This window comes from Pseudoponticoccus marisrubri (assembly GCF_001482405.1).
GTDB classification, from domain to species: Bacteria; Pseudomonadota; Alphaproteobacteria; order Rhodobacterales; family Rhodobacteraceae; genus Pseudoponticoccus; species Pseudoponticoccus marisrubri.
The window spans coordinates 255991-268376 of sequence record NZ_LPXO01000002.1 but is presented as its reverse complement, the minus strand read 5'-3'; the positions used below and the strand labels follow the sequence as shown (position 1 = coordinate 268376).

Sequence of the window (12386 nt, the reverse complement as noted above, 5' to 3'; positions counted from 1 at the left end):
ATTTTCCATGGATCTTGAGCACAAGTTCTGCCGGCTGGGCGCCGATGTGACGGTGAAGGACGGCACGATCATCGAGGGCTATGCCTCGCTCTTCGGGACGGTGGACCAGGGGGGCGATATCGTCTCGAAGGGCGCCTATGCACGCTCGCTGCGCCGGATGATCGACGAGGGGCGCGCGGTGAAGATGCTGTGGCAGCACGACCCGGCGCAGCCGATCGGGCTGTGGGACACGGTCTGCGAGGATGCGCGCGGCCTTTACGTCAAGGGCCGGCTGCTGGACAGCGTCGCCCGCGGCCGCGAGGCAGCCGCGCTGATCGCGGCGGGCGCGATCGACGGGCTGTCGATCGGCTATCGCACCGTGACGGCCGCGAAGAACGACAAGGGCCAGAGGCTCTTGCACGAGCTGGAGCTTTGGGAGGTGTCGCTGGTGACCTTTCCGATGCTGCCCAGTGCGCGGGTGGCCTCGAAGGGCGAGAGCCCGGTCGAGGACGGCCTGCGTGACCTGGCGGAGACCCTCGAAGGGCTGCGCCGCAACCTGGCGGGCGGCTGACGCGCGCCACTCATGAGGGAAACGACGATGAGCACAGCCGAGACCAAGTCTCGGACCGGGGAAGATGCGTCTCCGGTCGCCCGGGTGAGTGCCGCGATGGCGGGACTGGTCGGGGATTTCAAGGCCTTGCAGGCCGATCTTCAAGACAGACTTCAGAAACAGGAAGAGCGACTGACCATGCTGGATCACAAGACCGCCCGTGCGGGCCGCCCCGTGCTTTCGACCTCGGCCGAGGTGGAGGCGCCCCACCAGAAGGCGTTCGACGCCTACCTGCGTTCCGGCGACGATGCCGGGCTGCGTGGGCTCGAGATGGAGGGCAAGGCCATGTCGACGCAGGTGAACTCGGATGGCGGCTATCTCGTCGACCCGGTCACCGCCGACAGCATCAAGTCGGTACTGGCCGCCACCGCCTCGATCCGCGCGATCTCGAACGTGGTCAATGTCGAGGCCTCGGCCTTCGACGTGCTGATCGACCGCAACGATACCGGCGCGGGCTGGGCGGACGAGACCTCGGCCACGACCGAGACGGGCACGCCGGGGATCGAGCGCATCTCGATCGCGCTCTACGAGCTGAACGCGCTGCCCAAGGTGTCGCAGCGGCTGCTGGATGACAGCGCCTTCGACGTGGAGGCCTGGCTGGCGGGCCGCATCGCCGACAAGTTCGCCCGGGCCGAGGCCGCGGCCTTTGTCAGCGGTGACGGCAATGACAAGCCGCGCGGTTTCCTCGATCATCCCACGGTGGACAATGCCAGCTGGAGCTGGGGCAACCTGGGCAGCGTGAGTTCGACGCTGGGCACCGATTTCGCCGGCGGCGACGACCTGATCGAGCTGGTCTACACGCTGGGTGCGCGCTACCGCGCCAACGCGACCTTCGTGATGAACTCCAAGACCGCGGGCGCGCTGCGCAAGCTCAAGGACAGCGACGGGCGCCACCTGTGGAGCGACGGGTTCGCCTCGGGCGAGCCGGCGCGGCTGCTGGGCTACCCGGTGCTGATCGCCGAGGACATGCCCGACATTGCCGACGGGGCCAGCCCGATCGCCTTCGGGGATTTCTCGGCCGGCTACACCATCGCCGAGCGTCCCGACCTGCGCGTGCTGCGCGACCCGTTCAGCGCCAAGCCGCATGTGCTGTTCTACGCCACCAAGCGCGTGGGCGGCGATGTCAGCGACTTCGCGGCGATCAAGCTGCTGAGCTGCGTGGCCGCGTAAGGCGGCGCGGCCTTGGGGGGGCGGTGCGCCGCCCCCCGTCGGGTCTGTGCCGGTGGCGGCTGCCGGGGGTGCCCGGGCGGATCATGGCGGCGCGACGGGCCCGGGGACATCCGCGGGGCGGGTCAGGATTTCGGAGAAGAAACATGATGTTGGTCGAAGAAACTCAGGTGCCCGAGGCGGCGCTTCCGGTCGAGGCGCTGAAGCGGCACCTGCGGCTGGGCAGCGGCTTTGCCGAGGATGACGTGCAGGAGGCCGTGCTGGGCTCGTTCCTGCGGGCCGCCCTGGCCGCGATCGAGGCGCGCACCGGCAAGGCGCTGATCACGCGGGGTTTCCTGGCCACGTTCAGCACCTGGCGCGACATGACCGGGCAGGTCCTGCCGGTGGCGCCGGTCACCGCCGTGACCGAGTTGACCATCGTGGACCGGTTCGGCGGCGCCACGCAGATCGCGCCCGGCGCCTACCGGTTGCAGCCCGACAGCTTTGCGCCGCGGTTGGTGCCGCAGGCGAGCTACCTGCCCAGCATCCCCGAGGGGGGCGCGGCCGAGATCCGTTTCGAGGCGGGCTATGGCGCCGCGTTCGACGCGCTGCCGGACGACCTGAAACAGGCCGTGCTGCTGCTGGCCGCGCATTACTACGAGTATCGCGACGAGACCGCGCTGAGCGAGGGCTGCATGCCCTTCGGCGTCACCAGCCTGATCGCGCGCTACCGTCCCGTGCGGCTGGGGCTGGGCGCATGAGCGGGGCGCGTCTCAACCGGCAACTGGTGCTGGAGCACGCGGTGCGCAGCAGCGACGGCGCCGGCGGGTTCACCGAGAGCTGGACCGCGCTCGGCACGCTCTGGGCCGAGATCACACCGCGCAGCGGGCGGCTGGCCAATGGCGAGACCGGCGCCGTCTCGGTCGGCGGGTTCCGGATCCGCGTGCGCGGCGCGCCCGTGGGCCAGTCGAACCGGCCGGAGCCGGGGCAGCGCTTCCGCATGGCGGGACGGATCTTCCGCATCGAGGCGGTGACCGAGGACGAGCCGCGCGGCCTGTACCTGATCTGCCACTGCGAAGAGGAGGTCGCGGCATGACCTATGCCCTGTCCGGACCGCTGCAGGCGGCCGTCTATGCCCGGCTCAGCGGCGATGCGGCGCTGGATGCGCTGGTTGGAGACCATGTCTATGACGCACTGCCGGCGGGCCCGCTGCCCGCGCTCTACGTGGCGCTCGGCCCCGAGCGGGTGCGCGATGCCAGCGATGGCAGCGATGGCGGCGCGCTGCATGATTTCATCGTCTCGGTGGTGACCGGCAGCGCGGGGTTCCAAGGCGCCAAGCAGGCGGCCGCGGCGATCAGCGATGCGCTCTGCGGTGCCGAGATGACGCTGAGCCGCGGCCAGGTGGTGGGGCTGTGGTTTCTCAAGGCCAAGGCCGCGCGCGAGACGGGCGGGCTCAGGCGCATCGACCTGACCTTCCGCGCCCGCGTGGAGGACAGCGCCGCGGCCTGATCCGCGGCGGCACGATCACGACACGGGCGCGGCCCGGATCCCAGCGAAGGAGTTTCAAGATGGGTGCTCAGAACGGCAAGGATCTTCTGATCAAGGTGGACCTGACCGGCGACGGACAGTTCCGGACGATGGCGGGGCTGCGCGCGACGCGCGTCAGCTTCAACGCAGAACAGGTGGACGTGACCACGCTGGAAAGCCAGGGCGGCTGGCGCGAGCTGCTGGCCGGCGCCGGGGTCAAGACGGCCAGTATCTCGGGCTCGGGCGTGTTCAAGGATGACGACACGGACGAGCGCGCGCGCCAGATCTTCTTTGACGGCGAGACGCCGGATTTCCAGGTCATCATCCCCGATTTCGGCACCGTCGAGGGGCCGTTTCAGGTGGCCAGCATCGAATATGCCGGCTCGCATAACGGCGAGGCGACCTACGAGCTCTCGCTGGCCTCGGCGGGCGAGCTGCAATTCGTCGCGGTGCCGGTGGCCTGATGGTCAATCCGTGGCGGGGAGACGTGGCGCTGACCATCGATGGCGAGCGCCACGTCATGCGGCTGACGCTGGGCGCGCTGGCCGAGCTGGAGGCCGGGCTGGAGCGCGGCTCGCTGGTGGAGCTGGTGCAGCGCTTCGAGGCGGGCGGTTTCAGCACGCGCGACGTGCTGGCGCTGATCGTGGCGGGCTTGCGCGGCGGCGGCTGGCAGGGCCGGGCGCCGGACCTGCTGTCGGCCGAGATCGAGGGCGGGCCGATGGCCGCGGCCCGGGCGGCGGCCGAGCTGCTGGCGCGGGCCTTCATGCTGCCGGAGACGGGCGATGGCGGGGTTTGACTGGCCGTCGCTGATGCGGGCGGGGATGCGCGGGCTGGGGCTGCGGCCCCACGAGTTCTGGGCGCTGACCCCGGCCGAGTTGCAGCTGCTCCTGGGCGAGGGCTCGGGCGCGGCACCGATGGGACGGTCGCGGCTCGACGAGCTGATGGCGGCCTTTCCCGATCCACAGGGAGGTGAGGCGGAATGAGCGAGACCGAGATGATCGAGGCGCTGGATGACGAGGTTGCCGCGCTCGAGACGTCGCTGGGCGGCGCGGTGGGCATGGCGGCGCAGTTCGATGCCGAGCTGAAGCGCATCCACGAGACGTTTTCGGCCACGGGACGCGGTGCGGCCCGGCTGGAGGCGACGCTGAGCCGCGGCGTGGCGCGCGCCATCGACGGGGTGGTGCTGGACGGCATGAAACTGTCGGACGCACTGCAGACCGTGGCGCAGTCGATGATCGACGCGGCGTGGAAGGCAGCGGTCAAGCCGGTGGCCGACCACGTGGGTGGCATGCTGGCGGGCGGTGTCTCGGCGGTGTTCGGCGGGCTGTCACCCTTCGCCTATGGCGGGTCCTTCGTACAGGGGCGCGTGATGCCCTTTGCCAATGGCGGTGTCGTATTGGGGCCGACCACGTTCCCGATGCGCGGCGGCACAGGGCTGATGGGCGAGGCGGGGCCCGAGGCGATCATGCCGTTGAGCCGCGGCCCGGACGGCAAGCTGGGCGTGCGCGCGCAAGGCGGCGGCCAGCCGGTCACCGTGGTGATGAACGTGCAGACCCCGGATGTGGCCGGGTTCCAGCGCAGCCAGAGCCAGATCGCCGCCCGCATGAGCCAGGCGCTGAGCCGTGGCGCGCGCAATCGCTGATAGGAGGATGGCATGGCCTTTCACGAGGTGAGATTTCCCGCCGACCTGAGCTTTGGCTCGGTGGGCGGGCCCGAGCGGCGCACGGATATCGTGGCGCTGACCAGCGGGTTCGAGGAGCGCAACACGCCCTGGGCCCATTCGCGGCGGCGCTACGATGCCGGGCTTGGGCTGCGCTCGCTCGACGATGTCGCGGCGCTGATCGCCTTCTTCGAGGCGCGGCAGGGCCAGCTTTACGGCTTCCGCTGGAAGGACTGGGCCGACTACAAGTCGTGCAAACCCTCGCGCAAGCCGGAACCCACCGACCAGGTGATCGCGCGGGGGGACGGGGTCACGCGCAGCTTTCCCCTGATCAAGACCTACCGCTCGGGCGCGCAGGTTTATGCCAGGCCCATTGCCAAGCCGGTGGCGGGCAGCGTCACCGCGGCGGTGCAGAATGTCGAGATGCGCGAGGGTGTGCATTTCGAGATCGCGCCCGGCAGCGGTGTCATCACCTTCGCCGAGCCGCCGCTGGCGCAGGCCGAGATCACCGCCGGCTATGAGTTCGATGTGCCGGTGCGCTTCGACACCGACCGGATCAATGTCAGCGTGGCAAGCTTTCGGGCCGGACAGGTGCCGGACGTGCCGGTGATGGAGGTGCGGCTGTGACAGGACAGGAGGCGCTGCATGACCACCTCGCGACCGGGCAGACCACGGTCGCGCGGGCCTGGGCCGTGACGCGTACCGACGGGGTGCGCTACGGCTTTACCGATCACGACCGGGACCTGGTCTTTGACGGGATTACCTTTCGCGCCGATACCGGCCTGTCGGCGCGCGCGCTCAGCCAGGCGACGGGCCTGTCGGTGGACAATACCGAGGCGATGGGCGCGCTGAGCGATGCCGCGATCCGCGAGGAGGATATCGCCGCGGGCCGCTTCGACGGGGCCGAGGTGGTGGCCTGGCTGGTCAACTGGGCCGATGTCACGGCGCGCCGGGTGATGTTCCGCGGTCATATCGGCGAGCTGCGCCGCGGCGCGGGCGCGTTCCATGCCGAGCTGCGCGGCCTGACCGAGACGCTGAACCGCCCCGTGGGACGGGCCTTCCAGAAACCCTGTACGGCGGTGCTGGGCGATGACAGCTGCCGCTTCGACCTCGACACGCCCGGCTATGTCCATACCGGCGCGTTGGAGGATGTGGAGGAGGGTCGGGTCTTCCTGTTCGGCCCGCTGCCGGGCTTCGAGCCGGGCTGGTTTCAACGCGGCCGGCTGGTGGTGCAGGACGGCGCCGCGCATGGGCTGAGCGGTGCGATCAAGCGCGACCGGTTCCGCGAAGATGGGCGGCGGGTGATCGAGATCTGGGAGCCGCTGCGCGCGCCGGTGGTGCCGGGTGACAGCGTGCGGATCGAGGCCGGCTGCGACAAGCGGTTCGAGACCTGCCGGCTGAAATTCAACAACCTTCTGAACTTCCAGGGCTTTCCCGACCTGCCGGAGGAGGACTGGGTGACGGTGCATCCCTCGCTGGCCCGGCGCAAGGACGGGGGGAGCCGGCGATGAGCCGGGTGGTCGACGTGGCGCGCGGCTGGATCGGCACGCCCTATGTGCACCAGGCCTCGGTCAAGGGGGCGGGCTGCGACTGCCTTGGGCTCTTGCGCGGGGTCTGGCGCGAGGTGATCGGCCCCGAGCCGGAACCCGTGCCGGCCTATAGCCGCGACTGGTCCGAGCCGCAGGGCGATGAACGGCTGTGGCGTGCGGGGTTGGAACATCTGCGTCCAAGGCCGCTGGACCGCGCGGCGCTGGGCGACGTGCTGCTGTTCCGGATGCGCGACGGTGCGGTGGCGAAACATGTGGGCATCCAGGCACGGATCGGCCCGGCGGCGAGTGTCATCCATGCCTATAGCGGGCACGGCGTGATCGAGAGCCCGCTGGGCCGGAGCTGGACCCGGCGGATCGTGGCACGGTTCGCGCTTCCAACGGAGAACGACTAATGGCGACTATCCTTCTCTCCGCGGCCGGTGCGGCCATCGGCTCGTCCATCGGCGGATCCTTCCTGGGCCTGTCGATGATGGCGGTGGGCCGCTTCGTCGGCGCCTCGGTCGGCCGGGCCATCGACCAGCGTCTGATGGGGCAGGGCTCCGAGACGGTGGAGACCGGCAAGATCGAGCGCTTCCGCCTGACCGGCGCGGGCGAGGGGGCGCCGATCGCGCAGGTCTATGGCCGGATGCGCGTCGGCGGGCACGTGATCTGGTCGACCGAGTTCCGCGAGCACGTCAAGACGCGGGGTGGTGGCGGCAAGGGCGCGCCCTCGCAGCCCGAGGTCAAGACCTACAGCTATTCGGTCAGCCTTGCGCTGGCGCTGTGCGAAGGCGAGATCACCGGCGTGCACCGGGTCTGGGCCGATGGGGCCGAGATCCCGCTGAGCGATCTGAACATGCGCGTGCATTACGGCACACCGGACCAGCTGCCCGATCCCAAGATGGAGGCGGTCGAGGGCGTGGGCCTGGTGCCTGCCTATCGCGGCACGGCCTATGTGGTGATCGAGGATCTCAGGCTGAAGGCCTATGGCAACCGCGTGCCGCAGTTCAGCTTCGAGGTGACGCGCCCCGACCTGTCCGAGGCAGATGTGCCCGCGCTGGTCGAGGGCGTCGCGATGATCCCCGGCACGGGCGAATATGCGCTGTCGACCAGCACGGTCTATAGCGGCACGACCAATATCGGCACGCTGGTCTTCGCGCCCGATCTTGCGAAGAAGAAGGTCGAGAACGTCAACACGCCGGGCGAGCTGCCCGACTTCGAGGTCTCGCTGAACCACCTGACCGAGGAGGCGCCCAATTGCCGGGCCGTGTCGCTGGTGGTCAGCTGGTTCGGCGATGACCTGCGCTGCGACCGCTGCACGATCCGGCCCAAGGTCGAGCAGACCGAGTTCGACGCCACCAAGGAGAAACACCGCTGGAGCGTCTCGGGGCTGACCCGCGCCGAGGCGCAGACCGTCCCGCGCGAGGCCGACCGCCCGGTCTATGGCGGCACGCCCAGCGATGCCTCGGTCATTCAGGCGATCCGGCGCATGAGCGAGCAGGGGCTCGAGGTTCTCTACTACCCGTTCATCCTGATGGATCAGATGCCGGGCAATGGCCGGACCGATCCTTGGACCGGCGCAGAGGACCAGCCGAAGCTGCCCTGGCGCGGGCACATCACCACCAGCGTGGCGCCGGGACGAGAGGACAGCCCGGACGGCACGCAGGCGGCCGAGGCCGAGGTCGCGGCCTTCTTCGGCACCGCCACGGCGGCGGATTTCGGCATCGGCAACAAGTCGGTCTCGTATAGCGGGCCGGAGGAGTGGAGCTTTTCGCGCTTCATCCTGCACCAGGCGGCGCTCTGCGCCGTGGCAGGCAACGTGACCGCCTTCTGCATCGGCACCGAGATGCGCAGCCTGACGCAGATCCGCGGCGCGGCGGGCTTTCCGGCCGTGCTGGCGCTGCGCGCGCTGGCGGCCGAATGCCGGGCCCTGCTGGGGCCGGAGGTCAAGATCGGTTATGCTGCGGACTGGTCGGAATATTTCGGCTATCACCCGCAGGACGGGTCGGGCGATCTGTACTTTCATCTCGATCCGCTCTGGGCCGATGACGAGATCGATTTCATCGGGATCGACAATTACATGCCGCTGTCGGATTGGCGCGAGGGCACGGAGCACGCGGATGCGCATTGGGGGGCGATCTACAACCCCGATTACCTGCGCGCCAATATCGAGGGCGGCGAGGGCTATGACTGGTATTACGAGACGCCAGAGGCGCGCGATGCGCAGCGCCGCGACCCGATCACCGATGACGCCCATGGCGAGCCCTGGGTCTGGCGCTACAAGGACATCCGAAACTGGTGGCAGAACCGCCATTTCGAGCGCATCGGCGGCGTGCGGCAGAAACTGCCTACCGACTGGCAGCCGCAGTCGAAACCGGTCTGGTTCACCGAGCTGGGCTGCGCCGCGGTGGACAAGGGCACGAACCAGCCCAACAAGTTCCTCGATCCCAAGAGCTCGGAATCGCAGTTGCCGCATTATTCCAACGGGTTGCGCGACGAGCTGATCCAGCGGCATTACCTGCAGGCGGTGCTGGGCTACTGGGGTGATCCGGGGGTGAACCCGGTCTCGGAGGTCTATGGCGGGCCGATGCTGGACATGTCGCGGGCCTTTGTCTGGGCCTGGGATGCGCGGCCCTACCCGTGGTTTCCCGGCAATGACGCGCTGTGGAGCGACGGGCCCAACTATCGCCGCGGACACTGGCTGAACGGGCGGATCTCGCATCGCAGCCTTGCCTCTGTGGTGCGCGAGATCTGCGCCCGGGTCGGCCTGACCGAGATCGACACCAGCCAGCTCTTGGGCACGGTGAAGGGCTATCTGGTACCGCATGTGGGCGACGCGCGGCAGGCGTTGCAGCCGCTGATGCTGGCACACGGGTTCGACGCGATCGAGCGGGACGGCAAGCTGGTGTTCCGCATGCGCGACGGGCGGCAGGCGATCGACGTCTCGCCCGACACGCTGGCGGTCAGCGACGAGATCGAGGGCGCGCTGGCCGAGACCCGCGCCGGCGAAGCCGAGATGTCGGGCCGGGTGCGCGTAGGCTTTTTCCAGGCCGATTCCGACCACCAGGTGGCCAGCGAGGAGGCCGTGTTGCCCGATCACGAGACCCATGCCGTCTCGGCCTCGGACCTGTCCATGGTGCTGACCCGCGCCGAGGGGCGCCAGACCGCCGAGCGCTGGCTGGCCGAGGCACGGGTGGCCCGCGACACGATGCGCTTTGCCCTGCCGCCCTCGCAGCTGGCGCTGGGTGCCGGCGACGTGGTGCGGCTGCCGGCGAAATCCGGCCCGGTTCTTGCGCGCATCGACAAGGTCGAGGTCATGGAGCACCAGGTGATCGATGCGGTACGGATCGAGCCCGACGTGTTCCGGCCCTCGGAGTTCCCCGAGGATGCCGCCGCCCTGCGGCCTTTCACCCCCGCCGTGCCGGTGACACCCTTCTTCATGGACCTGCCGCTGATGACCGGCGAGGAGGTGCCCCACGCGCCGCATCTCGCGTTGACGGCCGAGCCCTGGCCCGGATCGGTCGCGGTCTACGATGCGGCCGAGGATGCCGACTACGCGCTGAACGAGATCATCGCCGCGGAATCGGTGGTGGGCGTCACCGAGACGCCGCTCTTCGCCGCGCCCGCCGGGCGGATCGACCGGGGGGCGCCGCTGGAAGTACGGCTGCTGGATGGGGCGCTGCAGTCTATCTCGGATGCGGGGCTGCTGAATGGCGGCAACCTGATGGCGATCGGCGACGGCTCGTCCGACCGGTGGGAGCTGTTCCAGTTCCGCGATGCCGCGCCGCTTCTGGACAATCGCTGGCTGCTGTCGCACCGGCTGCGCGGACAGGCGGGCAGCGATGCGCTGATGCCCGAGGTCTGGCCCGCGGGCTCGGTCGTGGTGCTGATGAACGGCGCGCCCACGCAGATCGGCCTGGCCGCGGCGCAGCGGCGGTTGGCACGGCATTACCGGATCGGCCCGGCGCGCCGCCCGATCGACGACCCGTCCTATGTCCACACGGTGCAGGCCTTCGACGGCAACGGCTTGCGGCCCTACAGCCCGGTGCACCTGCGCGCCACGCCGCAGGGCGGCGGCTGGCAGATCGGCTGGATCCGCCGCACGCGGATCGACGGCGACAGCTGGGACCTGGCCGAGGTGCCGCTGGGCGAGGCGCGCGAACGATATCTCGTGCGCGTCATGCAGAGCGAGACGGTCATCCGCGAGGCAGAGGTCTCGACCCCGGGCTGGACCTATACCGGCGCGATGGTCAGCGATGACGGGCTGAGCGGCGCCTTCGAGATCACGGTGGCGCAGCTGTCGGAGCGCTACGGGCCGGGTCTCTTCGCGCGGCTGCCGCTGAGCGCATGAGGCCGGTCAGGCCGGGCGACCTGTCGGCCGCGGCGCGTGCGCTGCTGCCGTTGCCGCCCGGTATGCGGGCCGCCGCGGCGGACCGGCTGCTCGACGCGGCCGATGCGGCCGACCGCTATCGCCGCCGGTTCGGTCGCGCGCACCACCTCTGGGGCAACGGCACGCTGCGCGCGGCGGCGTTGGTGGGGGACGTGCCTTGCGAGCCGCGGCTCGACGATCCGGACTATATCCACTGCCTGACCACCGTTCTGGCGCGGTTGCAAGCGCGAAAGGCGACACGCTCCGGCTGACCGGAGCCCGTCACCCGCTGGCGCAGGAGATGCAGCGCCGGGCGGTCGGGTCGAGCTCCAGCCGCTTGATCGCGATCGGCTCGCCACATTCCTCGCACCAACCGAACGCGTCCTGGTCGAGGCGGGCCAGCGCAGCGCGCAGGGCGCGCCGCTCGGCGTCGCGCCTTGCCTGTGTCGCCTTGGCCATGGACTGGTTCAAGAGCGCGTCCTGCCGGGACAGCCGGCCCACCGATTGCTGGTCCAGCTCGACCGTGGCCTGCCCCTGGCGTCCCAGCGCATCCTCCTCGTCCAGCGCCTCCAGCCGCGCGGCGATCCGGGCGCGAAAGGCGTCCGCGTCGCTGTCATCCATGGTTGCGATCCCCGTCATCACGGATTTGCGTTTCGGTCCCCCGATCCTATCTGCTAGGTTGGCGTCGTCAAAGGAGGGACCCGATGGCAGAGAAACGCGCGAAACTGGCCCAACTGGACCCGGTCTGGGCCCGTATCATGGGCGAGGCCGAGGCCGCCGTGGCCGATGAGCCGCTGCTGGGCGGGATGGTGCATTACTCGATCCTGCACCACCCCACGATCGAACGGGCGCTGAGCTATCGCATCTCGCTCAAGCTCGCCAATGGCGAGATGTCCGAGCAGATGCTGCGCGAGATCTGCGACGAGGCCCATGGCGCGGATCCAAACCTGGCGCTGGCGGCACGGGCCGATATCACCGCCACGTTTGAGCGCGATCCGGCCTGCCACCGCTTCCTGCAGCCGCTGCTCTTCTTCAAGGGGTTCCAGGCGGTGCAGGCGCATCGCGTGGCCAACTGGCTGTGGCGCGAAGGGCGGCGCGACCTGTCCTATTTCTTCCAGATGCGCTGCTCTGAGGTCTTCGGTATCGACATCCACCCCGCAGCCCGCATCGGGCGCGGGATCATGATCGACCACGCGCATTCCATCGTGATCGGCGAGACGGCCGTGGTGGGCGACAATGTCTCGATGCTGCATTCGGTGACGCTTGGCGGCACCGGCAAGGAAGAGCAGGACCGCCATCCCAAGATCGGTGACAACGTCCTGATCGGCGCGGGGGCCAAGGTGCTGGGCAATATCAAGGTGGGCCATTGCTCGCGCATCGCTGCCGGGTCCGTCGTGCTGAGCGAGGTGCCGCCCTGCAAGACGGTGGCGGGCGTTCCGGCGCGGATCGTGGGCGAGGCAGGTTGCGACCAGCCCTCGGTCGAGATGGACCAGTTGTTCCGCGGGGAATAAGGCGGCCCTTTTCCGGTCGGGCGGCGGAAGCGGCTTGCAAGCCGCTTCCCGCAAG

Annotated in this window: 16 protein-coding genes; 15 read left to right on the top strand and 1 reads right to left on the bottom strand. The window is 69.6% G+C overall.

From position 1 onward, the window contains the following. Window positions 1-7: 7 nt before the first annotated feature. From AVJ23_RS05010 to AVJ23_RS04945, 14 genes are all read left to right on the top strand, one after another. Window positions 8-550, top strand: a complete 543-nt coding sequence (locus tag AVJ23_RS05010) for an HK97 family phage prohead protease (RefSeq protein ID WP_058861058.1) — start codon at window positions 8-10, stop codon at window positions 548-550. Between the two features lie 27 nt (window positions 551-577). Further along, the gene (locus tag AVJ23_RS05005; protein WP_058861057.1) at window positions 578-1759 is read left to right on the top strand and encodes a phage major capsid protein; all 1182 of its coding nucleotides are present in this window, start codon (window positions 578-580) and stop codon (window positions 1757-1759) included. 143 nt (window positions 1760-1902) lie between these two features. Continuing rightward, complete coding sequence (locus AVJ23_RS05000; RefSeq protein WP_058861056.1) at window positions 1903-2496, top strand: head-tail connector protein; 594 nt, start codon at window positions 1903-1905, stop codon at window positions 2494-2496. Further along, window positions 2493-2831, top strand: a complete 339-nt coding sequence (locus tag AVJ23_RS04995) for a head-tail adaptor protein (RefSeq protein ID WP_058861055.1) — start codon at window positions 2493-2495, stop codon at window positions 2829-2831. The genes AVJ23_RS05000 and AVJ23_RS04995 overlap by 4 nt, the downstream gene beginning before the upstream one ends. Then, the gene (locus AVJ23_RS04990) at window positions 2828-3244 is read left to right on the top strand and encodes a DUF3168 domain-containing protein (protein ID WP_058861054.1); all 417 of its coding nucleotides are present in this window, start codon (window positions 2828-2830) and stop codon (window positions 3242-3244) included. Before AVJ23_RS04995 ends, AVJ23_RS04990 begins: the two co-directional genes overlap by 4 nt. A gap of 59 nt (window positions 3245-3303) precedes the next feature. Further along, a complete protein-coding gene (locus AVJ23_RS04985) occupies window positions 3304-3726 on the top strand; it encodes a phage major tail protein, TP901-1 family (RefSeq protein WP_058861053.1) in 423 nt (140 codons plus the stop codon). After that, a complete protein-coding gene (locus AVJ23_RS04980; RefSeq protein WP_058861052.1) occupies window positions 3726-4058 on the top strand; it encodes a gene transfer agent family protein in 333 nt (110 codons plus the stop codon). Before AVJ23_RS04985 ends, AVJ23_RS04980 begins: the two co-directional genes overlap by 1 nt. Next, the gene (locus AVJ23_RS04975) at window positions 4045-4245 is read left to right on the top strand and encodes a rcc01693 family protein (RefSeq protein WP_058861051.1); all 201 of its coding nucleotides are present in this window, start codon (window positions 4045-4047) and stop codon (window positions 4243-4245) included. The genes AVJ23_RS04980 and AVJ23_RS04975 overlap by 14 nt, the downstream gene beginning before the upstream one ends. Then, window positions 4242-4904, top strand: coding sequence for an RcGTA-type gene transfer agent tail tape measure protein (locus tag AVJ23_RS04970; protein ID WP_058861050.1), 663 nt, complete (start codon window positions 4242-4244; stop codon window positions 4902-4904). Before AVJ23_RS04975 ends, AVJ23_RS04970 begins: the two co-directional genes overlap by 4 nt. A 12-nt stretch (window positions 4905-4916) precedes the next feature. After that, entirely contained in the window at window positions 4917-5549 is a 633-nt protein-coding gene (locus AVJ23_RS04965; protein ID WP_058861049.1) for a DUF2460 domain-containing protein, read from the top strand. Further along, window positions 5546-6433 carry a phage/gene transfer agent baseplate hub protein gene (locus tag AVJ23_RS04960; RefSeq protein ID WP_058861048.1) on the top strand — a complete coding sequence of 296 codons (888 nt, stop codon included), beginning with the start codon at window positions 5546-5548 and terminating at the stop codon, window positions 6431-6433. The genes AVJ23_RS04965 and AVJ23_RS04960 overlap by 4 nt, the downstream gene beginning before the upstream one ends. Further along, window positions 6430-6864 carry an NlpC/P60 family protein gene (locus tag AVJ23_RS04955; RefSeq protein ID WP_058861047.1) on the top strand — a complete coding sequence of 145 codons (435 nt, stop codon included), beginning with the start codon at window positions 6430-6432 and terminating at the stop codon, window positions 6862-6864. Before AVJ23_RS04960 ends, AVJ23_RS04955 begins: the two co-directional genes overlap by 4 nt. After that, window positions 6864-10802, top strand: coding sequence for a baseplate multidomain protein megatron (locus tag AVJ23_RS04950; RefSeq protein WP_058861046.1), 3939 nt, complete (start codon window positions 6864-6866; stop codon window positions 10800-10802). The genes AVJ23_RS04955 and AVJ23_RS04950 overlap by 1 nt, the downstream gene beginning before the upstream one ends. Further along, a complete protein-coding gene (locus tag AVJ23_RS04945; protein WP_058861045.1) occupies window positions 10799-11092 on the top strand; it encodes a DUF7742 family protein in 294 nt (97 codons plus the stop codon). Before AVJ23_RS04950 ends, AVJ23_RS04945 begins: the two co-directional genes overlap by 4 nt. A 10-nt stretch (window positions 11093-11102) precedes the next feature. Here the strand turns inward: AVJ23_RS04945 and AVJ23_RS04940 are convergent, their stop codons facing one another. Next, entirely contained in the window at window positions 11103-11459 is a 357-nt protein-coding gene (locus AVJ23_RS04940; RefSeq protein ID WP_240484524.1) for a TraR/DksA family transcriptional regulator, read from the bottom strand. A 65-nt stretch (window positions 11460-11524) separates the two neighbouring features. On the opposite strand from AVJ23_RS04940, the gene cysE reads away from it, so the two are divergent. After that, complete coding sequence (gene cysE / locus AVJ23_RS04935) at window positions 11525-12331, top strand: serine O-acetyltransferase (protein WP_058861044.1); 807 nt, start codon at window positions 11525-11527, stop codon at window positions 12329-12331. Window positions 12332-12386: the final 55 nt, after the last annotated feature.

Excerpts from the sequence above, each read along its gene's own strand:
- AVJ23_RS04940 (WP_240484524.1), bottom strand. The coding sequence starts at position 11,459 with ATGACGGGGATCGCAACCATGGATGACAGCGACGCGGACGCCTTTCGC.
- AVJ23_RS04985 (WP_058861053.1), top strand. The coding sequence starts at position 3,304 with ATGGGTGCTCAGAACGGCAAGGATCTTCTGATCAAGGTGGACCTGACC.
- AVJ23_RS04955 (WP_058861047.1), top strand. The coding sequence starts at position 6,430 with ATGAGCCGGGTGGTCGACGTGGCGCGCGGCTGGATCGGCACGCCCTAT.
- cysE (WP_058861044.1), top strand. The coding sequence starts at position 11,525 with ATGGCAGAGAAACGCGCGAAACTGGCCCAACTGGACCCGGTCTGGGCC.
- AVJ23_RS05005 (WP_058861057.1), top strand. The coding sequence starts at position 578 with ATGAGCACAGCCGAGACCAAGTCTCGGACCGGGGAAGATGCGTCTCCG.
- AVJ23_RS05010 (WP_058861058.1), top strand. The coding sequence starts at position 8 with ATGGATCTTGAGCACAAGTTCTGCCGGCTGGGCGCCGATGTGACGGTG.
- AVJ23_RS05000 (WP_058861056.1), top strand. The coding sequence starts at position 1,903 with ATGATGTTGGTCGAAGAAACTCAGGTGCCCGAGGCGGCGCTTCCGGTC.
- AVJ23_RS04995 (WP_058861055.1), top strand. The coding sequence starts at position 2,493 with ATGAGCGGGGCGCGTCTCAACCGGCAACTGGTGCTGGAGCACGCGGTG.
- AVJ23_RS04945 (WP_058861045.1), top strand. The coding sequence starts at position 10,799 with ATGAGGCCGGTCAGGCCGGGCGACCTGTCGGCCGCGGCGCGTGCGCTG.
- AVJ23_RS04950 (WP_058861046.1), top strand. The coding sequence starts at position 6,864 with ATGGCGACTATCCTTCTCTCCGCGGCCGGTGCGGCCATCGGCTCGTCC.
- AVJ23_RS04975 (WP_058861051.1), top strand. The coding sequence starts at position 4,045 with ATGGCGGGGTTTGACTGGCCGTCGCTGATGCGGGCGGGGATGCGCGGG.
- AVJ23_RS04990 (WP_058861054.1), top strand. The coding sequence starts at position 2,828 with ATGACCTATGCCCTGTCCGGACCGCTGCAGGCGGCCGTCTATGCCCGG.
- AVJ23_RS04965 (WP_058861049.1), top strand. The coding sequence starts at position 4,917 with ATGGCCTTTCACGAGGTGAGATTTCCCGCCGACCTGAGCTTTGGCTCG.
- AVJ23_RS04980 (WP_058861052.1), top strand. The coding sequence starts at position 3,726 with ATGGTCAATCCGTGGCGGGGAGACGTGGCGCTGACCATCGATGGCGAG.
- AVJ23_RS04970 (WP_058861050.1), top strand. The coding sequence starts at position 4,242 with ATGAGCGAGACCGAGATGATCGAGGCGCTGGATGACGAGGTTGCCGCG.